General features: G+C 60.4%; 17 protein-coding genes. 8 read left to right on the forward strand and 9 right to left on the reverse strand.

Going from position 1 to position 20,464, the window contains the following annotated elements; translation table 11 throughout:
* Window positions 1-15: 15 nt before the first annotated feature.
* Entirely contained in the window at window positions 16-243 is a 228-nt protein-coding gene (locus tag BLP10_RS13170) for a DUF2093 domain-containing protein (protein ID WP_091135212.1), read from the forward strand.
* Window positions 244-253: 10 nt separating this feature from the next.
* On the opposite strand, the gene lpxK is transcribed toward BLP10_RS13170, so the two are convergent.
* The 7 genes from lpxK to BLP10_RS13205 all read right to left on the reverse strand — a co-directional run bounded on the left by lpxK (window position 254) and on the right by BLP10_RS13205 (window position 5,900).
* Window positions 254-1,267, reverse strand: a complete 1,014-nt coding sequence (lpxK, locus tag BLP10_RS13175; protein ID WP_091135214.1) for a tetraacyldisaccharide 4'-kinase — start codon at window positions 1,265-1,267, stop codon at window positions 254-256.
* Window positions 1,267-2,556 carry a 3-deoxy-D-manno-octulosonic acid transferase gene (locus BLP10_RS13180; RefSeq protein WP_091135217.1) on the reverse strand — a complete coding sequence of 430 codons (1,290 nt, stop codon included), beginning with the start codon at window positions 2,554-2,556 and terminating at the stop codon, window positions 1,267-1,269. The genes lpxK and BLP10_RS13180 overlap by 1 nt, the downstream gene beginning before the upstream one ends.
* Window positions 2,553-3,293 (reverse strand): lysophospholipid acyltransferase family protein, encoded by a 741-nt coding sequence (locus BLP10_RS13185; RefSeq protein ID WP_091135219.1) that lies wholly within the window; start codon window positions 3,291-3,293, stop codon window positions 2,553-2,555. Before BLP10_RS13185 ends, BLP10_RS13180 begins: the two co-directional genes overlap by 4 nt.
* A gap of 16 nt (window positions 3,294-3,309) precedes the next feature.
* A complete protein-coding gene (locus BLP10_RS13190) occupies window positions 3,310-3,540 on the reverse strand; it encodes a DUF4170 domain-containing protein (protein WP_091135221.1) in 231 nt (76 codons plus the stop codon).
* A gap of 58 nt (window positions 3,541-3,598) precedes the next feature.
* Complete coding sequence (locus BLP10_RS13195; RefSeq protein ID WP_091135223.1) at window positions 3,599-4,402, reverse strand: inositol monophosphatase family protein; 804 nt, start codon at window positions 4,400-4,402, stop codon at window positions 3,599-3,601.
* A gap of 84 nt (window positions 4,403-4,486) precedes the next feature.
* On the reverse strand, window positions 4,487-5,416 hold the full coding sequence (gene ubiA / locus BLP10_RS13200; protein WP_091135225.1) for a 4-hydroxybenzoate octaprenyltransferase: 930 nt from the start codon (window positions 5,414-5,416) through the stop codon (window positions 4,487-4,489).
* Between the two features lie 19 nt (window positions 5,417-5,435).
* Entirely contained in the window at window positions 5,436-5,900 is a 465-nt protein-coding gene (locus tag BLP10_RS13205) for a hypothetical protein (RefSeq protein WP_091135226.1), read from the reverse strand.
* 207 nt (window positions 5,901-6,107) lie between these two features.
* Here BLP10_RS13205 and BLP10_RS13210 point away from each other — a divergent pair, with 207 nt between their 5' ends.
* The 4 genes from BLP10_RS13210 to BLP10_RS13225 all read left to right on the forward strand — a co-directional run bounded on the left by BLP10_RS13210 (window position 6,108) and on the right by BLP10_RS13225 (window position 12,316).
* The gene (locus BLP10_RS13210; RefSeq protein ID WP_091135228.1) at window positions 6,108-6,854 is read left to right on the forward strand and encodes a 16S rRNA (uracil(1498)-N(3))-methyltransferase; all 747 of its coding nucleotides are present in this window, start codon (window positions 6,108-6,110) and stop codon (window positions 6,852-6,854) included.
* Between the two features lie 169 nt (window positions 6,855-7,023).
* Window positions 7,024-8,163: a carboxylate-amine ligase gene (locus tag BLP10_RS13215; RefSeq protein WP_091135230.1), complete on the forward strand. Its 1,140-nt coding sequence runs from the start codon at window positions 7,024-7,026 to the stop codon at window positions 8,161-8,163.
* Window positions 8,164-8,285: 122 nt separating this feature from the next.
* Window positions 8,286-9,653 (forward strand): glutamate--cysteine ligase, encoded by a 1,368-nt coding sequence (locus tag BLP10_RS13220; RefSeq protein ID WP_091135232.1) that lies wholly within the window; start codon window positions 8,286-8,288, stop codon window positions 9,651-9,653.
* Window positions 9,654-10,009: 356 nt separating this feature from the next.
* Window positions 10,010-12,316: a hypothetical protein gene (locus BLP10_RS13225; RefSeq protein ID WP_175493903.1), complete on the forward strand. Its 2,307-nt coding sequence runs from the start codon at window positions 10,010-10,012 to the stop codon at window positions 12,314-12,316.
* 61 nt (window positions 12,317-12,377) lie between these two features.
* Here the strand turns inward: BLP10_RS13225 and BLP10_RS13230 are convergent, their stop codons facing one another.
* Window positions 12,378-14,942 (reverse strand): autotransporter family protein, encoded by a 2,565-nt coding sequence (locus BLP10_RS13230; protein WP_175493904.1) that lies wholly within the window; start codon window positions 14,940-14,942, stop codon window positions 12,378-12,380.
* A 622-nt stretch (window positions 14,943-15,564) separates the two neighbouring features.
* Between BLP10_RS13230 and BLP10_RS13235 the strand changes: the two genes are divergently transcribed.
* The 3 genes from BLP10_RS13235 (at window position 15,565) to BLP10_RS23850 (ending at window position 17,851) form a co-directional block, all read left to right on the forward strand.
* Window positions 15,565-15,855: a hypothetical protein gene (locus tag BLP10_RS13235; protein WP_091135238.1), complete on the forward strand. Its 291-nt coding sequence runs from the start codon at window positions 15,565-15,567 to the stop codon at window positions 15,853-15,855.
* Between the two features lie 172 nt (window positions 15,856-16,027).
* On the forward strand, window positions 16,028-16,345 hold the full coding sequence (gene sugE / locus BLP10_RS13240) for a quaternary ammonium compound efflux SMR transporter SugE (RefSeq protein WP_091135240.1): 318 nt from the start codon (window positions 16,028-16,030) through the stop codon (window positions 16,343-16,345).
* 15 nt (window positions 16,346-16,360) lie between these two features.
* Window positions 16,361-17,851 carry a GGDEF domain-containing protein gene (locus BLP10_RS23850; protein ID WP_091135242.1) on the forward strand — a complete coding sequence of 497 codons (1,491 nt, stop codon included), beginning with the start codon at window positions 16,361-16,363 and terminating at the stop codon, window positions 17,849-17,851.
* Window positions 17,852-17,986: 135 nt separating this feature from the next.
* Here BLP10_RS23850 and BLP10_RS23855 read toward each other — a convergent pair whose 3' ends face one another.
* Entirely contained in the window at window positions 17,987-20,407 is a 2,421-nt protein-coding gene (locus tag BLP10_RS23855; RefSeq protein ID WP_280141106.1) for a glycoside hydrolase family 113, read from the reverse strand.
* Between the last annotated feature and the right edge of the window lie 57 nt (window positions 20,408-20,464).

The raw sequence follows: 20,464 nt of genomic DNA on the forward strand, positions 1-20,464 counted from the left end.
ACTCTGTTGGCCTGCATGATGAACAAGCTTGAGCGCAGCGGCGGCGAAGCCGTCGTGCAATATCTCGACAGCAACCTTCGGGTCCTCAAACCCGGTGCTTACGTGCGCTGCGCTGTCACGGGCGCGGAGATCCCGCTCGACGAGTTGAAGTATTGGAGCGTGGAGCTGCAGGAGGCTTATGCCTCGCCGGAGGCAGTGATGATGCGCATCAACGGCGCGAAGCCTTCCGGCGTCGATCAATAGAAACGCCGGTCTAAGGACGCCGCAAGCGTCTGTCGCTGATCTTGCGCAGAATGAAGTTGCGCAAAGCCATCTCGTCGTCCAGTTCAAGACGGACGGGCAGAACCATCAGATCTCCCCAGACGCCCGGGCCGTTCATGCTGGCGATGCGAACGAAATCTTTTTCCGTTGTGACCGCCTGAAGGCCCCGCGCCTCCGCGATCTTGCGGAGCTTATCGAGATCGCTTCGATTGTAGGGGTGATGATCGGGAAATGCGCGTGTCTCTTCGACGATGGCGCCGCAGGCACGCAAAGTGTTGAAGAACTTTTCCGGTCGTCCGATGCCTGCGAAGGCGAGAACCCTCTGGCCCTGCAGCTTCTCGGTCAGCATCTGGTCTGGAGCAAGCCTGCCCTTGAGAATACGCTTGCCCCAGCGTTCTGCCTGCCGTGCGACGGCTTCTCCCGCCTCACCCTGACCAATGATGAGAACAGCATCGACCGCAGGCCATTGCGCGTCCATAGGCGCGCGCAATGGGCCTGCAGGCAGGGGCAATCCGTTTCCGATGCCGATTGCTCCATCGACGACGGCAATCGCGCAGTCTTTCCTGAGGGACGGATTCTGTAGGCCGTCGTCCATGATCAGCACAGTGGCGCCGATTTCATGGGCCAGACGCGCGCCAGCCGGGCGGTCTACGGATATGATCGCGGGAGCCATGGCGGCCAGGAGCATGGGCTCATCGCCGACTTCGAGTGCCTTGTGCTGCGTCTGCACCTGTATGGGACCGCGTAGGGTGCCGCCGTAGCCGCGCGACAGAAAGGCGGGGCTCTCGCCGGCCTCGTCCAGGATCTCCGCAACGGCGAGTGCCGTAGGAGTCTTGCCTGCGCCTCCTGCCGTGAAATTGCCGATGCAGATGATGGGAAGAGCGGCGCGCTCTCCGGCCTGCCGCATCCGACGACCGGCGATGGTGCCGTAGATCGAGCTGACAGGGCGCAGAGCGTGGGCCAGAAGAGAAGAATGTTTCTGCCACCAGAAGCCCGGCGCGCGCATCACCGTCGCGCTCCGATCTTCGCCTGCACGATGAAGGGCTCGATGGATTGCATGGTGCGCTCCACGGCGCCGCCGAGCGATTGCACAGCTTCTCCGGCAGCGCGGGACATGTCGCGCGTCAAAGCGGTATTCGTGAGAAGCTCGCTGACGGCGCGGGCGAGCGCCGTCGAGTCCTTCACCATCAGCGCGCCACGCGCGAGATCGATGGCAGCATAGACATCTTCGAAATTGTGAACGTGAGGTCCGTGCAGGATCGCTGCCCCGAGCTTGGCCGGCTCGATGGGATTCTGCCCGCCGTGGGCCACCAGCGATCCACCCATGACCACGATGGGTGAGAGGCGATAGAACAGCCCCATCTCGCCCACTGTATCTGCCACATAAACATCGGTCGCACGATCAGGGTGAATGCCCTCCGAGCGGCGACTGGCGCGCAATCCTGCCTGCGCGACGATGGCTGCAACCTCAGGGCCGCGATGAGGATGACGCGGCGCGATGATGGTGAGCAGATTTGGGTGCCGCTTGGCGAGCGCGCGATGCACCGCGACGATCACGCCTTCCTCGCCCGCATGGGTGCTGGCCGCGAGCCAGACGGGGCGGCCTGCGATGAGGCCGGAGAGATGCGCTACCACGCGCGGATCTGAGGGGGGCGGGGCCGCATCGAATTTAAGGTTGCCGGTCACCACGACGCGCGGCGCGCCGAGACGGGCGAGCCGCGCCGCATCATCCTGGGTTTGGGCAAGGCAAAGGGCAAAGCGTTCGAGCAGGCTCCTGATGACCCCGGGAAGCTTCTGCCAGCGCTGGAACGAGCGATCCGACATCCGCCCGTTGACCATCACGAGAGGGATGTGGCGCTCGTCGAGAGCCATGATCGTGTTCGGCCAGATTTCGGATTCCGCGATGAGGGCAAGATCAGGCTGCCAGTGATCGAGGAAGCGGCGCACATAGCGTGGCACGTCGAGGGGCACGAATTGGTGCACGGCCCCGGGAGGCAGGCGGCGCGAGATGAGCGAGGCGGAGGTGCGCGTGCCGGAGGTCACGAGCACCGCGAGCCCGCGCTGGGTCAGGCGCTCGACCACGGGAAGCAGGGACAGGGTCTCGCCGATGCTCGCGCCATGCACCCAGATCAGGTGGCCCTTGGGCCTCTGACGGCTGGGATAGCCCTGGCGCTCGCCCAGGCGCGAGCGCTCCTCGCGCCCTTTGCGTTGCCGCCACAGGAGAAGCCCGAGCACGGCCGGTTCGAGCAGGGCTGTGGTAGTCCGATAGGCCTTGAACAGGATCGGTGTGCTCATGGGCGCGTTCCTCCTGCAAGGGCTGGGGAGGCTTTCGCGCCGGGGTCTCGCGATCCCACGAGGGTGTAAGCCCGCTCATGAATGGCGTCGAGTTCCCGCTCCACCTGCTGGCGGAAGGTTTCGAGCGCCTGCGCATCCGCGTCGCGCGGGACATGGACCGGCTCGCCCAGCACCATCGCGCCACGCCCGAAGGGCAGGCCGATGCTGGCCTTGTCCCAGCTGTTGAAGTCGACGCGACGGCTCGTGACCACGGCAACCGGCACGATGGGACGGCCGGACATCTGCGCGAGGGTCACGATGCCCTGGCCGCAGACCCGCGAGATCTTCGGGATGTCGGCGGTCATGACGACCATCTCGCCGTCCGCGAGCGCCTTGAGCATACCGCGCATGGCCTGGACGCCGCCTTTCTTGCGGATGTCGCGGCCACGCGCGCCTGAGCCGCGAATGGCGCGGATGCCGAGATGGCGGAGCGCAATGGCGTTGAACTCCCCGTCGCCGGACCGGGAGACGAGGCTTGCCGCGCGATCCTGGGGACGCTTGGCGAAATGAATCATGAAATGCTGCCCGTGCCACATGGCGGCGATCACGGGCATCTGGGGGGCGATCCGGTCATAGGCATCCGCCGGTTCCATGACGAACCGGTTCGTGCGCTGCACGAACTTGAGATAGCCCGCGACCAGGAGACCCAGGGTCTCCTGAACCGGTCGCGAGCGCGTGATGCGTTTGACGAGACCCATCGTGGCCTTGAGGCTTTTAAGCCTGCGGCTCCAGCAGGCGGTGCAGGTGTACGATGAAGTAGCGCATCTGCGCATTGTCCACCGTGGCCTGCGCCTTGGCCTTCCAGGCAGCGTGAGCGGTCGCGTAGTTCGGGAAGATCCCGACGATGTCGAGGTTGGAGAGATCCTTGAAATCGACGGACTCAAGGTTTTCGAGCTCGCCGCCGAAAACCAGGTGAAGAAGCTGCTTGCCAGGCGTGTCAGTCATGTTTTCAGAACTCTTCCGAAGAAATGGATTTGGGTTTTTGCTGCGAGGCCAACCTTGTTCAGGTCCTCATGGCTCCAATAGCACGAGGATGCAACCGTGACGCAACGGCAATCATCTCACCATGGCGTGGATGAGGTTTGTTGTAAGTCGGGGGCGCTCCTGACAAATCGGTCAAAATCCCTCCGGCCTCCCGCAGGATGAGATCAGCTGCGGCGATGTCCCAGTCCTGTGAATTGTGGGAAACGAGTCCGACATCGATGGAGCCCTCCGCCACTCGGGCGAGCCTGAGCGCCAGGGAGGGCACCTTGGGCAAGCGCTCGATGGGGCTGAAATTGTCCGCAAACCGGTCAACCAGCGGCTTGGGCCCGGCCACGCGGGCTGGGGCGGAAGGGGCCATTTCCGATAGCTGGAGCCTTTCTCCATTGCACCAGGCACCGCCGCCGAGAACGGCCTCGTAGAGGCGGTCGTGAATGGGGGCAAGGAGGACGCCCAGCACCGGAGAGCCCTCACATACGAGGGCGATGGAAACAGCCCAGTCCGGATGTCCAGAAGCGAAGGCCCGGGTGCCGTCGATCGGGTCGACTACCCACACATGGCTGCGGTCCAAGCGCGCGGGGTCGTCCGCCGTTTCCTCCGACAGCCATCCGGCCTCGGGAAGAAGCCCCGTGAGATGGTCCTTCAGAAAGGTGTCGAGAGCGATGTCGGCTTCCGTGACTGGGGAACTCTGCCCCTTGTACCAGAGCCGGGCTGCTGTCTGCTTGCCCGCGCGGAAATAGGGGAGGGCCAGAGCGCCGGCCCGGCGCGCGGCATCGCGGACGGCAGCGGACAGGGATGACAAGGAATCGTCTGACGGAGAGAACATCGGTTTCAAGATGGGAGAGATCGGCGGCGGATGCCAGGGAGGGCGTTGAAGAAACCTTGTTTCTTCTCAAGAAGATTGCGCCGCTCAGATCAGGGCATCGACGATCATGGCCGCGAACAGGATCAGCCCGGCATCCCGGTTCGAGCGGAAAAGCCGCAGGGCGCCTGCGCCGTCGGAGCGGTCGAGCCGGGTTACCTGCCAGCCGAGATGCAGGGCGAAAATACCGAGGCCGATAAAGGAGACGATGCCCACATCCGCCTGACGAAAGGCCGCGGCCATGAGAGCGATGGTCAGGACATAGCAGAGGCCCACGCCCATCTTGACCCGCTCGCCGAAGAAGCGGGCGGAGGATTTGATGCCGGCGATCTCGTCGTCCTCGATATCCTGCAGGGCGTAGATGGTGTCGTAGCCCACGACCCAGGCGACGCTGGCGAAGTAGAGCAGAACCGGGGCGAGGCTTAAGGAGTCGAAAACAGCGGCCCAGCCCATCAGGGCGCCCCAGGAGAAGGCGAGTCCCAGCACGATCTGCGGCATCCAGAAGAAGCGCTTCATGAAGGGATAGAGCGCAACGACGCCAAGCGATCCGAAACCGGTCGCGATAGCGAAACCGTTGAACTGCAGAAGAACCAGAAGGCCGATGAGAGCCTGAAGCCCGAGGAAGGCGAGCGCCCCTTTCAGGCTGACCTGGCCAGAGGGCAGGGGGCGCTGGCGGGTGCGCTCGACGCGGATGTCGAGGTCGCGGTCGACGATGTCGTTATAGGTGCAGCCGGCCCCTCGCATGGCGACCGCGCCGATCAGGAAGAGGACGCAATGGAGCGGGTCGGGCCAAGGCTGCCCCTTCGCGAGGGCGGCAAGAGCCGTCGACCACCAGCAGGGGAGCAGCAGCAGCCACCAGCCGATAGGCCGCTCGATCCGTGCCAGGCGCAAATAAGGGCGCAGGCCCACCGGTGCCCACCGGTCGGCCCAATGGCCGCGTACGGCATCGGGAAGGGATGACGCCGCAGGACGCTCCATCACTTAAGGGACCTTCTGCTTAGAGGGCGCCTTTCGGAACGCTCAGCGTGCCGGTCAGGCCGCCGCCCAAGCGAGGACCGCCGCCCTGCTCAGCCTGCTGCTTGGCGCGCTTTTCAGCCGCGGCCATCTTCGCCGCAGCACCGCAGGCCTGGGACCTGAAGGTCTGGGCACGCTTGTGATCCTGCTCGAAGCCCTGGACCACCTGATCGGGAACCTGGCACCAATCCTTGTTGGTCGACATCCATTTCAGGCCGGCATCCCCGTTCGTGACGAGCTTGCCAAAGACGGTGCAGGCGGCGCGGGGATCGACCTGCTTCTTCTTGCCTCCACCCATGAGTTCGGAGACCTGCTTGACGATGCTCTGGCGCTCGACCAGGATCTTCTGACCTTCCTGACAGGCGCTCGACTGCGCGGAGGCAGGAGCGGATGCGAAAATGCCGACGGCGGCAAGCGTGGCCATCAAGGTCAAACGGATGTGCGTCATGGCAAAAACCCTTCAAAAAGCCAGCGACGTCTCGCCAGCCTGTGCTCTGTTAACAGGTAAAAGCCCTTAAGGCCAAGGGGCGATTGGTCGCCTGGGCCCAAGCTGTGCCATGGCGCACCTGAACGGCAGGTTAGCGCAAAGCGCCGGTCTCTTCCCCAAGACCGGAGGAAGTTGCTAAAGCTCAAGGGTCAATCTCTCAGGGGTCCCATGGCCGGTTACGATTTCAATGCTCCCCGCCTCTGCGTCGATTCTCAGCTTCAAAAGAACGCGAGGATCGCTCTCGACCGTGCACAGGCCAATTATCTGCTGAACGTCCTGCGCCTGAAGGATGGGGAGAGCGTGCTGATCTTCAACGGGCAGGATGGGGAGTGGCGAGCCGAAATCTCCGTGGAGGGGCGCAAATCCGCGGATCTCGTCTGTGTTGAACAAACCCGCCCCCAAGAGGCGCGGCCTGACCTGATCTATGCGTTCGCGCCCCTCAAGCATGCCCGGCTGGATTACATGGTCCAGAAGGCCGTGGAGATGGGGGCAGGGGTTCTCCAGCCCGTCATCACCCGCCGGACGCAGAGCACGCGGGTGAACCTGGAGCGTATGCGCAGCAATGCCATCGAGGCAGCGGAGCAATGCGGGGTCATCACGATTCCTGAGGTGCGGGATGAGGAAAATTTAGAACGGTTTCTCAAAGGCTTGGAGAAAGATCGCGTCCTTGTGTTCTGCGACGAGGATGCGGCCGTTGCAAACCCGGTCGAAGCTCTTGCCAAGCTTGGGAACAAAGGATCAGGCGTTGCCGTTATCGTGGGCCCCGAAGGGGGGTTTACCGATCAGGAGAGAGCGCTTGTCGCCGCCCACGAAAGATGTGTTTGCGTATCGTTGGGACCGCGCATCCTGCGAGCAGATACAGCCGCTGTGGCTGCCCTCGCAATCGTTCAATCCGTGCTCGGCGATTGGAACTGACGCCCCCATCCGACGATGGACTTTTCCAAATCGCCTCTAGCTTGAGAAGCTTAGCAGTTTAAAGCCGGTTCGCCCCACTCACGCCCTATTCGGAGCGAGTTTGGTGCGACATCCGGCTTGCCTTCGAGCACGCAAGGGTCATTCCTGAAAAACAAGAGGAAACCGGGAAATGAGCTGGGATTTCAAGTTCGGCATCGAGGAAGAATACTTCGTGAACGATGCCGCCAAGCGGGATGTGGCCAAGGGGAAAATCAAAGAGTTCTTCACCTCATGCCGGGAGCAGCTCTCGGATGACATCCAGCCCGAGATGCTCGAGCCGCAGATCGAGATCGCGACCAAGCCGATGGTCGATTTCGCGGAGGCCCGGTCGCAGCTCATGGGCATGCGCTCTTCGGTGGGCGCGATCGCCCGTGACTACAACCTGTCCATCATGGCGTCCGGCACGCATCCGCTCGCCGTCTGGTCACGCGTGCGCGCCAGTGCTCAGCCGCGCTACGGCAAGGTGATGCACGATCTTCAGATGCTCGGCAGCCGCACGGTTCTGTGCGGCATGCATGTGCATGTGGAGGTGCCCGATCTCGGCGCGCGCGTCGATATCATGAACCGCATTCAGCCTTATCTCCCGCTTCTGCTCGCGCTTTCCACCTCGTCGCCGTTCTGGCAGGCGCAGCGCACGGGCCTGCTCGGCTACCGTCTCGCCGCGTATCGCGAGCTGCCGCGCACCGGCCTCCCGGATCTGTTCGAGGACGCTGCGGATTATCAGCGTTACATCGATACATTGGTGGCGGCCCGCGCCATCGAGAATTCGAGCTATGTCTGGTGGGTGATCCGGCCGTCGCTGAAGCATCCGACCCTCGAGCTGCGCGTGGCCGACAGTTGCACGCGAGTGGACGACACCATCGCCATTGCCGCCATCTATCGCTGCCTCGTGCGCCGTTTGAGCCTCGATACCAAGCTCAATGCCGGGCAGACCGGCGCATCCCGCGCCATCAACGACGAGAACTGCTGGCGCGCCATGCGTTATGGCATCCACGGCAGCTTCGTGGACGAGAAGACCCGCAGCGCCAAGCCCGTTCGCGAATTGCTGGATGAGGTTCTCGACATGATCGAGGACGATGCCAAGGAGCTCGGCTGCGAGCGCGAGGTGGATCTCGCCCGCTGGATCGTGGCCCGCGGCACCAGCGCCGACCGGCAGCTCACTCTCTATACCGAAGCCGTCGGCCGTGGCCTGTCGAGCCGGGATGCCCTGGCCAGGGTTGTCGACTGGCTCTCCGCGGAAACGGTTGGGGATCTGGTCGTTCGCCATTAGGATGTTACAACTGGCCCCACAAAATGTGGGGCCAGGCATCATTGCAGCTTGGCCTTAATCCACCTATCTAGTCCCGACCTGAGTCGGCGCGCCTTGAACGCGCTTTTTGGATGAGGTGATGTATGGCGCGGGACGTATCCGATACGACCCCCATTGGCGCGCGTTCCGAGCTTGTCGCGTGGATCGCTGAAGGCGAGAAGCCGCGCGAGACGTGGCGGTTGGGCACCGAGCACGAGAAGGTTCCTTTCTACAAGGCCGATACCAGTCCCGTTCCCTACGACGGAGGCAAAGGCATTCGCGCGCTGTTGGAGGGTCTGCAGGAGCGCACCGGCTGGTCGCCCATCATGGAAGACGACCATCCCATCGGTCTCTTCGACGAGAAGGGCGGCGCAATCTCGCTGGAGCCCGGCGGACAGTTCGAGCTCTCCGGCGCGCCGCTGAAGACTTTGCATGAGACTGCCGCTGAAACCGCGCAGCACATCGCCGACGCAAAGGCGGTCGGCGAGAAACTCGGCATCGATTTCCTCACCCTGGGCATGAGCCCGTTGTGGACGCGCGCCGAGACGCCGGTGATGCCCAAGAAGCGCTATGGCATCATGACGAACTACATGCCGAAGGTCGGCAGCTTGGGCCTCGACATGATGTACCGCACGTCCACCGTGCAGGTGAACATGGACTATGCGTCCGAGGCGGACATGGTGAAGAAGCTGCGCGTGTCGCTGGCGCTGCAGCCCATCGCGACGGCGATCTTCGCCAACTCGCCATTCACCGACGGCAAGCCCAACGGTTTCCTCTCCATGCGCTCCGAGATCTGGCGCGACACGGACAGGGACCGCACGGGCATGATGGCCTTCGCGTTCGAGGATGGTTTCGGCTACGAGCGCTATGTGGATTGGGCGCTCGATGTGCCGATGTATTTCGTCAAGCGCGACGAGACCTATCATGATGTGGCAGGCGCCTCGTTCCGCGATCTTCTCGCGGGCAAGCTCTCGCAGTTGCCGGGGGAGCGCGCCGTGCGCTCCGACTGGGCCAACCATGTCTCGACGCTGTTTCCTGAAGTGCGCCTGAAGCGCTATCTCGAGATGCGCGGAGCCGATGTGGGCAATATCGAGCACATCGTTGCGCTCTCCGCGTTCTGGACCGGATTGCTCTACGACGAGGCGGCGCTCGACGGGGCCTGGGAACTGGTGAAAGGATGGAGCGCAGAACAGCGGGAGCAGCTGCGCGCCGATGTGCCGAAGCTTGCCTTGAAGGCAACAATTGCAGGGCGCTTCGTGCAGGATGTCGCTCGCGATGCCGTTGCGCTGTCGCGCGAAGGCCTCAAGCGCCGTGCCTGTCTTGATGGGGCAGGGCAGGACGAGACGAAGCACCTCGCCTACGCCGAGAAGGTCGTTCTTTCAGGGTGGACGTCAGCGGAGCGTTTGCTGGAGCGCTATCATGGCGCTTGGGGCGGATCGGTGAATCCTGCCTTTACGGAATGTGTGTTCTGAGTCCTTAGGGCTCCTCAGGCTGAGTTGTAGAAGGTGCAGACTGAGGAGCGCGCGATCATAGATTTTGTTGATATGATATAAAATAATGTTATCAATAGAGGCCTTGTTGTCCGGTAGAACCGGTTACTCTGCTAAAAGGTCTCTGTTCGATGTCCAAGAGCTCGAAGCTCCCGAAGGTCCCTACCTCAAAGAAGCTCATTGCCAAGCCTGTGCTTTCCCCGAGCTTTGTGGCCGCAAACGGTGCCTCGATCCCCGACGGTGACACCTTTGTCGGCACTGGAACCGAGGCGACCTCTTTAACAGATGTTACCCTTGTTGCCGGTGCAGAATATGTTTTGACCGAGGGAGTCGATGCTGTGACGGGTACTGTCGATGACGACAGCATCCTCGCAGCACCAGGTGCGCTGAGCCCCCTTGACGAGATCGATGGTGGGGCAGGCAACGACACTCTCAAACTGACTGACGGCGGAATTCATTCCCTGTACACCGTCGGTAAATTCACCAGCGTCGAGACCATCCTAGGTTCCGACACCGATGACAGCATAAGTCTCAGGGCAGATCAGTTGCAGGATGTGAAGCTCATCGATGGTGGCGAGAACCATTCGGAATGGGGTGACCGTATCTTCATTGAGGGGACCACCATCGACCTGACGGGCATAACAATCCAGAATGTCGAGAATATCTATTTGATTTCAGACGGCGCGACTATCACGGTCGAGGACATCGCCAAAGTCAAGCTGATCGATGGGCGCTCAACCAGTGATGACAAGCTAATTGTCACTCATGGCATTCTGTCGGATGCGGAGCTCCAGGAGTTGCATGATCGGGGCATCGACACGATCTTCGATGAAAGCGGCGAGAGAAGCACCAATACTGCTCCCACAATCGGCGGTCTCAACGGAGATACAGTCAAGACCTCGGCTGGTGGAACCGCTCTTCTCGACCTTGGCGGGAATGCGACGGTCACGAGCGATGACCCTACCTTGGATGGGTTGGAAGTCATAAGCTATTCATCCGGCGAGTTTCAACTCGGCATTCAGACCAGACCCAATGAAGTCGAACTGACCGACGGATACAACTGGTTGAGTGGTGTCATCATCGATGGCATCGAGATCGGCTATCTCGCATCGGATAATGGTGGATGGTATTTGAACATAGCATTCAACGAGAAGGCCACGCCAGCGCGGATTGAGAAACTGCTGAGCGCGTTGAGCTACACCAATCTGTCCCCCGACCCGAACATCTCCGAGACGCACTACGTTGAGGTCATTGTAGCGGACAAAGGCGGGCGCATAGCAGAGGCTACCGTTGCAGTCACCATTGAGCCATCAACAACATCGGAACCGAATGGCTCTCCGACCGATCTCGAACTGAATGGAACAACCATCCTTGAGAACTCCGCGGGCGGTACGAAGATCGGCAGTTTCTGGGCGGCCAGTGAGCCAAATGCTTATCTGACCTACGAGATTCTTCTTAGCGACGGCACCTGGGGCGATACGGACGGGCGCTTCGTCATCTACGGCGATGACCTTGAGGTCGCCGACGGTGCCGTGCTCGATTATGAGACACAGGCCTCTCACACCATCACCATTCGGGTCACGGACGAAGCGGGCCAGAGTGCGCAAAAGACCTTCACCATCACCGTGGGCGACGTGTCTCCCGAGCAGATCAACGGCACACCTGGCCGCGATAGCCTTGTCGGTGGCGCGGGCAAGGACATCCTGAATGGGGGAGCGGATGCCGACACGATGGTGGGCGGCGCCGGCGACGACGTCTACCATGTGGATGACGCCGGTGATGTCATCATCGACACTTCCGGTGACGATGTGGTGCTCACAACCGTAGACTATGTAGCGCATGACGGTATCGAGGACATCATCGCAGGCGGCGACGCCGTGTATCTGACCGGCAATGCCGGCAACAACGCCATCGAGGCCAACAGCAGCGATAACGTGATCAATGGACTCGGTGGCGACGACAGGCTGTACGGCGAGAGCGGCAACGATACGATGGATGGCGGCGACGGCAACGACATGCTGAATGGCGGCACCGGCAACGACCGCATGATCGGCGGATCAGGCAACGACATCTATCATGTGGACAGCAAGGGCGACGTGGTCGTCGAAGCCAAGAACGGCGGCACGGACCTTGTTTACAGCGCGGTCAGCTACACGCTTGCCTCGAACCTCGAGAACCTCGTCGGCACCGGCGCGGCAGCGCTCACTTTGATGGGCAACAGCCTCGCCAACGGCATTCTCGGCAACGACGCCAAGAACACGATCAAAGGCGGCGCAGGAAATGACACCGTCAACGGCGGCGGTGGCAACGACGTGCTCTATGGCGGCAAGGGCAAGGACGTGTTCGTGTTCAACACGCCGCTGAACAAGAAAACCAACAAGGACAAGATCGCGGACTGGTCGGCCCGGGACGACGTGATCCATCTGGAGAACCAGGTGTTCACGGCGCTGAAGGCGGGAAAGCTCGGCAAAAGCTCGTTCGTGCTCGGCGACAAGGCGAAGGACAAGAACGACTTCGTCGGCTACAACAAGAAGACGGGCGATCTCTGGTATGACGCCAACGGCAGCAAGGCGGGCGGCCAGGTGGTGTTCGCCAATATCGGCAAGGACAAGAAGATCGCCTTCAACGATTTCTTCGTCATCTGATATGCGCATGAAAAGACGCGGATCTCCCATGGGAGATCCGCGTCTTCATTTCTGTTGCCGATCAGAAGCGGATGTTGAGGCCGCCTCTGACTGTGTGCTCCTGATCACGCCGGCCCATGGTGCCGGAATATGACACGTTCAACGTCACGTTCTTCGCGACTTCCCAGTTCAGGCCGGCTTCGACCACGAGGCTGTCCCGGTCGATGGGGGCGCCTGTGACCGGGAACGGGCGGCCGTCGCCCACATAAGAGAACGTGGCTTTCGGCACGATGTCGCCGAAGGCGTGACGCCAGCCGAGCAGCCCCTTGAAGGTGATGGCGCCAGCGCTGGTCGGCATGGTGGCGACGAGGCGTGCGCCCAGGGTCGAATAGGTGGTGTCGAAGGAATGAACGTCGCCTGTTACTGCGAGTTCGGAGCCTTCCTCCCACACGCCGCGGCCTGCCACATGCACATGCGCCAGTCCCGCGAAAGGCTCCAGCATCACCCGGTCGCTGAGCATGATCTCATAGCCGACCTCGCCGAATGCCTGGATCGAATCCACGGAGCTGTCGGAGCGATTGGTGCCGGAGAAGCCCGTGAAGCGGATGTCGCGGACCATATCCACTTCATGATGGGCATAGGCTACGCCACCGCGCAGGTTGAGCGCCCCGAACGCGGCGGAACCGTAAACGCCGATATGCATGCTCTCCACATTGCCGCCTGAGGCGAGTGCGGCGAAGTCCAGATCCGTCGAGAAATATCCTGCCGCGATCCCGAGGCGATACGGCGTGCCGAACCCGCTGTCGACGCCGAACACGAGGCCAGCCGTGCTGCGCTCCAAGGCATAGGACGTCGGCGTGGCATCCGTGGAGCCCCAGGAGCCGATGGCCTTGGCCCACATGGTCCAATCGTGGGTCGTCTGCGGAACGGAAACCGGAATGCGCGTGGTGTTCGCCGCCTGTCCGGGCAGATCGACAGCATATCCCGCTGTGACGAACTCTGAAGCGACTAAGTTCGGAATGCCTTCCGAGCACCGCAAGCGGCAAAGCACTGCTGACCTGAAGAGATCGTCATGCACCAGGATCGTGCCCATGGCGCTGACGATAGGCGCTCCGGAAGTTTGATCGAGGACGAAGGGAAGCTCGTCCTCCGTCACCGTATCGAAGGGGCGAGGCGCAGGGCGATTGTTGGGGAGCGGGCGCTCGCGACGCATGAGGACGAGATAGATGTTGTTGCCGTCCTTGCTCAGCACGGGACTGAAGAACGCCAAGTTCGTCGTCACGTCAGAGAACTGGCCCGTAACGCCGCCTTTGGCCGTGAGAATAGTCCAGCGGCTGCCGGGAATGTAGTTCCCCGGCAATGCATTCACCTGCACGGTGCCACCCTGAACACGCGCCGTGCCGTCGGCTACGATCCTGTCGCTCTCTTGCGATGCATTGAGATCGATCTTGTAGATTGTACCATTCGCGATGAGGACATTGCCGGTAACCGCAAGCGAGCCGATGCCGTTCATGCCCGGCGACAAGGTGCTTCCGGAGCGCGCATCGATGCCGCCGATGGTGCCCGAGCCGCCGAGTGTTGCGCCATCATAGACAATCATGGATGAGCCGCGCATGGTCCCCGTCACCATCAGGCCGCCTTCGCGCACATGCCAGGGCATGGTGCTGTCATTCGTGCCGGTGACGGTCCAGGTCGACGTGCCGACCTTCTCGTAGTTCTCGAAGTTGCGGTATTGTGCAGCCGCGCCGATAAGGGCGGAATCGAACGATGCGTTGACGGCGCCTCCCAGCGTGAAAGTATCCACGCCTGCGCCTGCATCGACGAAGCCGGTAATGTTGGAGGTCGCGCCGATCAGGAACGTATCGTTGCCGGCGCCGAGTTCGGCCGCTGCACCTCCGCTGAGATTGGAAATGCGGCCGAAGTTTTCAATGCGCTCATCCCCGTCGTCGAACCTGAACGTTTGGGCTTTTCCGCTTTCTATCACACCCCCGACTTCATTGATGATCGTGGTGGTCTCGCCCGCCTTGCTGTAGACCCATATGCCGTAAGCATCCGTTTCCGAGGTGCGGATCGTTCCACGATTGATGATGAGATTATTCGTCCCGAGGCCGACCTTGAGCCCACGCGCTTCAATGCCGAAAGTGGTGACGCTGCCGGAATTGATGATCGTGTTGTTGCTGCCATAGGCGCGCATGGCGTTGCCCACGGAGCCGGACGTTCTGATGCTGCCGCGATTGGTCACTGAGTTCCCATCGCCATCCGCCCGCATTCCTTCGGAGCCGGATCCCTCCGTTTGAATCGAGCCGCTGCTTATCAGAATATTGCCGTTGCCTTTCGCGAACATTCCGAAAGCCGACGCGCCGCTTCCGGTATGGATGATGCCGTTGTTGGTCAGCACATTTCGATGACCTTCGGCACGCATTGCTTCTGCTGAGGCTCCGCTCGTGCGAACCTGGCCTTCATTGATCATGATGCCGTCGTTGCCGACAATCTCCAGCGCATCCGTGGAGTTGCCGTCGGTCGTCATCGTGCCTTTGTTGGTGATGGTGATCGTGTCGCCTCGGCCCAGAAGGCCGCTGTAGGTATCCCCGTTCACAACGGCATCCCCTTCATTGAGGATGGAGCCGCCGCCGATTACCTGGGCCAATGGCTTGGCGTTGCTGACGGAACTGCCGGAGCAAACTACGTCATTTCCGGTTTGAACGCAGGCCGCATAACCGGTTTCCGTAAAGATGATTGAGGATACGGAGCTGAACAGAACCAGACGGACAAGATGGGTGAAAGACGTTGTGGTCTTTGAATGTCCAAAGCGATTGAAGGCGGTTGCAACAGCGTTTATGCAGCACATAGGCTTCACACCTGACCCATTTGATTACTTCAAGCATGGCCATCTAGGCAGCTCTCGATGCTCGCCACCTCTCTAAACGGAGGGGTTTTTGTTCTTCAGTGAAGAAAAAAATCTTGATAAGCTGGCGGAACTTTTTGCCAAGTTCTGTAACGGCATTTCACGGGTTAGGCCTGGCGCTGCAGCAGCCTGAAACAGCGGAAGGTCGGGCCCATGCAAAAGATCCGTTGGCCTACCGAACGCCAGGTTCCCTTAGGTCGCTTCAGCTGTTGTCCTTGCCCAAACCATCCCTCTTTTCAGTGGGAGCAAGAACTATCTCGTGAAACCTGCTTCTTATGGTCACGATCGGGCTTTTCACTCTTGACGGAATAGAGTTGCATGGAGTCCAGTCGAACATGTTTCAAAGCGGCTGCGGGAGAGTCAGATGCGCCATTTCGTGATCATTGCCATTCTGGCCGGCCTGACGGGTTCAGCCTTTGCCCAGGGAGCGGCACCGGCGGCTCAAGGCCTGCAGATCACGGTGCGGCCCTCCGGTTACGACACCGAGGCGAACGATGCCCTGAAGCGGCAGGAGAAGCTGCTCAGGCGCCTGGAGCAGAGCAATCATATGATCCGCTCCATCTGCATCAATTGCGGGGATGCGTGGAAGCACCAGATCTACGAGCCCTTCAACCCCTATGCGTCCCTGAACCCCTCGGCGCGTCCCACGGAATAACCGGGGCACTCGCTTCATGCGCAAGGTCTTCCTTCGGTCTTTTCTCGGCAATTCTGCAACCTTGGCCTCTATTGAGGCGCATGCCGTAGCCTTGTATAAGGATGAATGCGCTTGGGGGGCCTCGCGTTATCACTCGGGAAGGGGTGTCACCGAATGGTGACGTGAGACCTGTATGGCGTGGGTTTATCTGACACTGGCAGGTCTATTGGAAATCGGTTGGGCCATTGGGCTCAAATATACCGAGGGCTTCACCCGGCTTATGCCGTCGGTCCTGACAGCCATCAGCATGGTGGCGAGTGTCCTCCTCCTGGGACTTGCCCTCAAAACCCTTCCTGTCGGAACCGGATATGCCGTCTGGACCGGCATTGGAACCGTAGGCACGGCAATCCTCGGTATTGTTCTCTTCGGTGAGCCAGCCACCGCCCTACGCCTTGGCTGCATCGGACTGATCGTCGTCGGGATCCTCGGTCTCAAGTTTGCAGCGACCTGAGGGAGAACCGCGCAGATGGTTTTCTCCCCGAGCAAAACTTATTCCTCGTCGCGATGGCTCAAGATCTTCGTAGCATTGATCTGCCTGCTCATCCTCGGCCTCGAAGGCTGGAGAGACTGGACCGAGCGTGAGGATGAGTTCAGCCGGATCGAGAGCGAGATGCGCAATCTCGCCAAGTCGCTGACCCAGCATGCGGAGGATACGTTCAATCTGGCCGACGCCATCCTGGTCGATATCGTTGACAGGATCGAGCGGGAGGGAACTGAGGCCGACCAGATGGTGGGGATGCAGACCTTCTTCTCCGAGCGTATTCAGACATTGCAGGCTCTGAAGACGCTGACAGTCTTCAGCGAGGACGGCTTCGTCCTGAGCAGCTCTCTGCCCGGCCATTCCAAGGTGAACGCCAAGGATCAGGCATTCTTCAAGCATCATGCCACCTCGCCGGACAGAAAATGGTTCTTTGGGCCGATGATCCCGGATCCAATCGGGAGCGATAAGGTGCTGACCTTGTCCCGGCGTCTCAATAAGCCCGACGGCAGTTTCGGCGGTGTCGTGCAGATCAGCATTCCGCCCCGCTATTTCGCGAATTTCTTCAGCCGCATCGATGTGGGATCCGAAGGCTCCATCGTCATGCTCAGCACCATGGACGGCAGGATCTTGTCCCGCTCTCCTTATATCGATCAAGCCATCGGTTTCCGACCGGAAGGCTTCGGGTGGCTGCTGAGCGGAAGCCCTTATGGATCGCGTTCCTACGTCTCTCCGGTCGACGGCATCTTGCGTCTTGCAGGCTATCAGCGAAATCACGTTTACCCGGTCGTTCTTCTGTCCGCCGTGGGCCAGGAAGAAGCCTTGAGAAGCTGGCTGCTGGAGTTTCAGATCCGCGCGCTGCGTGTTGCGGTTCTCATCGGCCTCATTATCGTACTGGGCTGGAGGCTTGCCAGGGAGCTGCTGCGCCGAGAACAGGCCGAAGCCGAACTTGCTGTGCTTGCAACAACGGATGGTCTCACAGGGCTGGCCAACCGCCGCACCTTCGACAGCCGGTTGGAAATCGAATGGCTCCGCGCCTCTCGCGACGCAACGCCTCTTTCGCTTCTCCTGATCGATGTCGACCAGTTCAAAGCCTATAACGATCTATACGGCCATCAGCAGGGCGATGAATGCCTGCGCAAAGTGTCGAAAGTCATTGCGGAAACGGTAAGCCGCCCTGGTGACTTCGTCGCCCGGTATGGCGGCGAGGAGATTGTGGTTCTCTTGCCGGGCTCGGAGGAGGCAGGAGCCGCGAATGTCGCCGAGATGATCCGCGCGCGTATCGAGGCACTTGCGTTGCCGCATGAGGCGAACCCTCCGACCTTCATCCTGACGATCAGCATCGGCAGCGTCACCCAATCGCCTGCCTTCGGGCGCTCTCACACGGGCCCTGCCGAATTGATCCACATGGCCGACAAAGCTCTCTACAAAGCCAAGCAAGGCGGTCGCAACCGCGTGGCGATCGCACAGGCCGCTTAGTGCTTTGTACAGGAAGGAGTTTAACTCCTTAAGCCTGAAAGCTCATGCCAGAGAAAGAGAAATTGTTTTCTCGTAAGAAAAATATGTACCTTAAGCGAGAGCGGATCTGCTCTCGCTTAAGGTACTCACGTCAGTTCAGATGATGAAGAAGCTGTCGTAGGCGATCTTCTTGTTCTTGCCGATATTGGCGAACACAACCTGCCCACCTGCCTTGCTGCCGTTAGAATCGTACCACAAATCACCAGTCTTCTTGTTGTAGCCCACGAAATCGTTGGCGTCCTTCGCGTTCGCGCCGATGGTGAAGAAGCTCTTCTTGAGCGTACCAGCCTTTTTGAGGGCCTTGAAGACCTTGTTCTCCAAATGAATTGTGTCGTCCCTATAGTTCCAGTCGGCAATCTTGTCCTTGTTGGCGCGACTGTTCAGGCTCGTATCGAACACGAACGTGTCCTTGCCCGTGCCGCCCCACAGATGGTCATTGCCTTTACCGCCATACAGCTTGTCAGGGCCAGATGTTCCTACAAGCTTATCCTTGCGGGCGGTGCCTCGCACAATATCCACTTCATCGCGTACACTGATGATGAATGTCTCGCTGGTCACGCCGCCCAGACTGTCCGTCATGGTCACACGGACGTTATGCGAAGCCGCTTTCTCGAAGTCGAGCGCGCGTGCCACAACGAGCTGATTGTTCACGATCTTGAAGGTATCATCGCTGGCAATGCTGTACGTGATACCGACGCCATGGACATTGGTTGGGCTAAACGTGCCGACGACAGCGTCGATGGCCGCATTCTCACCAATCGAAAGCTCGCTAAGAGCGGGCGTGTAGATCAAATCATCATCAATGACTTGTCCGGTTGCGCTGCTCTCTTTCTCTTTGATCGCAGCGTTCGTCGAGTCCGTCAGAGTGATCGCGAAAGTCTGGTTGCCCTCCGCAATCTGATCCGCCTTGATTTTCACGGTGATGGTGGCCGTAGTCGAGTTGCCGCTGAACGTTACGGTGCCAGATGTCGTTTCAACATCGTCATCATCGATAGCGCTTAGCTCCCAGCGAGCCGTAGGGCTGCCATCGGTGCTGCTACGGGTCACCGTGAAGGTAAACTCGGTCCAGCTGCCATGGCTGCCCTCGAGCTTGATGGCATCCTTTGCCTTAATGGAGAGTTCCGGGAGTGCGGCGACAACGACCTGCCGGTCGCTGAATTGGATATATTGAATGTTCTTCAATGTATCCGTTCCGTCGCGTGCCGCCTTGTCTGAAACCTGGTAATCGCCGTTGGCGAGCTTTGTGATGCTGTAATCGGCCATCACGCCGGAGAACACGGCGGTGTTCGCGCCGGTTGCGCCGTCGAGCAGATCGTTGCCTGCGCCTCCATTGAGGGTGTCATTGCCGGCGCCGCCCCACAGCGCATCGTTTCCACCGTTGCCGTTCAACGTGTCGTTATGATAGCCGCCATCGATCCTGTTCGCCTCCGCCGTACCGTTCCAGGTGATGCCGGTCACGTGCTCCGGGCTCGAATAGCCTGCCTTGATGACGGCATCGGCTGGCTTGCCTTGCGTGGTGTAATCCGTCGGCGGAACATAGAGCGGATCCGTGGTGGTCTGATAGCTCCACAGCAATGCGCCATCGAGCCATTGGCCGCCGTAGTTCTGCATCACATGGAAGAGGGCTTCGTAAGCGAGTTGCTGCTCCTCCAGGTCCACGGGCTGGGTGTCGCGAAGCCAGCCGGGGCTCAGATTGGTGCCGTCATAGCTGGCATAGCCGATCTCGGTGAAGATGACCTTCTTGCCCCATTTCTCCGAGAGCTGCTTCCATGTGTCGACGACCGAGGTGGTGCCGTACACCTGTTGCGAGTTCCAGTTCACCGGCGGCTTGATCCAGGAATCGATCAGCTGGGTCAGCGTCGGATCGTAGGTACCGTCGGGGGCCATGCTGAAATAGGCATCGACGCCGATGTAGTCGAGCTTGTCCCAGAACTCGATGGCCAGCGCTTCATCATCCGTGGCGGCATAGGTGAGCTTGCCGGAATAGACGGCACGCACCGCATCGATGATCTCCTCCCACTTCTCCGTATAGGTCCGGCCGCTGGGGCAGACCTTGTCGGGGTCGGTCATGCTGCGCATCTCGGTGCCGATGCAGAACATGGCCGCGCCTGCTTCCTGCGCGACCTTGGCATATTCCACCATCATGGCTTTGTAGTTAGCGAACCACAGGTCAGGATCGGTGGGCTCGATCAGGGCGCGCCAGACGCGGTTGTCCGTTTCCACATGCGGCTTGACCACCACGTTCAAGCCCTTGGCGACAGCATCCATGATGCCTTGCCTCACTTGGGCGAAGGTATCGCTCTCGCTCATCCAGGGCGTCGTGGGATTGAGGTTGAGCTTCATCTCGTTGCTGTACTGGTTCGACATGAAGAAGTTCGGAACCAGACTGATGGTGTTGGCGCCATTGGCCTTGATCAGATCCATGGCGGAAAGGCCGTCGGAGGATTGGAAATTGCCGCCCCAATAGGAGGGCAGGCTGATGCCTTCCCACGTGAAAATGGACTCGCCTGTCGTCATGGAAAATGCCCCAGTATCGTGAATCATTACGTTATTATGTTATAATCGTAGCCACGC

The organism is Microvirga guangxiensis (assembly GCF_900102135.1).
GTDB lineage: Bacteria > Pseudomonadota > Alphaproteobacteria > Rhizobiales > Beijerinckiaceae > Microvirga > Microvirga guangxiensis.

Coding starts and splice junctions, on each gene's coding strand:
- BLP10_RS13235 (WP_091135238.1), top strand. CDS start 15,565: ATGCGCCATTTCGTGATCATTGCCATTCTGGCCGGCCTGACGGGTTCA.
- BLP10_RS13180 (WP_091135217.1), bottom strand. CDS start 2,556: ATGAGCACACCGATCCTGTTCAAGGCCTATCGGACTACCACAGCCCTG.
- ubiA (WP_091135225.1), bottom strand. CDS start 5,416: ATGGAGCGTCCTGCGGCGTCATCCCTTCCCGATGCCGTACGCGGCCAT.
- BLP10_RS13205 (WP_091135226.1), bottom strand. CDS start 5,900: ATGACGCACATCCGTTTGACCTTGATGGCCACGCTTGCCGCCGTCGGC.
- sugE (WP_091135240.1), top strand. CDS start 16,028: ATGGCGTGGGTTTATCTGACACTGGCAGGTCTATTGGAAATCGGTTGG.
- BLP10_RS23855 (WP_280141106.1), bottom strand. CDS start 20,407: ATGACGACAGGCGAGTCCATTTTCACGTGGGAAGGCATCAGCCTGCCC.
- BLP10_RS13220 (WP_091135232.1), top strand. CDS start 8,286: ATGGCGCGGGACGTATCCGATACGACCCCCATTGGCGCGCGTTCCGAG.
- BLP10_RS13195 (WP_091135223.1), bottom strand. CDS start 4,402: ATGTTCTCTCCGTCAGACGATTCCTTGTCATCCCTGTCCGCTGCCGTC.
- lpxK (WP_091135214.1), bottom strand. CDS start 1,267: ATGCGCGCGCCGGGCTTCTGGTGGCAGAAACATTCTTCTCTTCTGGCC.
- BLP10_RS13215 (WP_091135230.1), top strand. CDS start 7,024: ATGAGCTGGGATTTCAAGTTCGGCATCGAGGAAGAATACTTCGTGAAC.
- BLP10_RS13185 (WP_091135219.1), bottom strand. CDS start 3,293: ATGGGTCTCGTCAAACGCATCACGCGCTCGCGACCGGTTCAGGAGACC.
- BLP10_RS13210 (WP_091135228.1), top strand. CDS start 6,108: ATGGCCGGTTACGATTTCAATGCTCCCCGCCTCTGCGTCGATTCTCAG.
- BLP10_RS13190 (WP_091135221.1), bottom strand. CDS start 3,540: ATGACTGACACGCCTGGCAAGCAGCTTCTTCACCTGGTTTTCGGCGGC.
- BLP10_RS13170 (WP_091135212.1), top strand. CDS start 16: ATGATGAACAAGCTTGAGCGCAGCGGCGGCGAAGCCGTCGTGCAATAT.
- BLP10_RS23850 (WP_091135242.1), top strand. CDS start 16,361: ATGGTTTTCTCCCCGAGCAAAACTTATTCCTCGTCGCGATGGCTCAAG.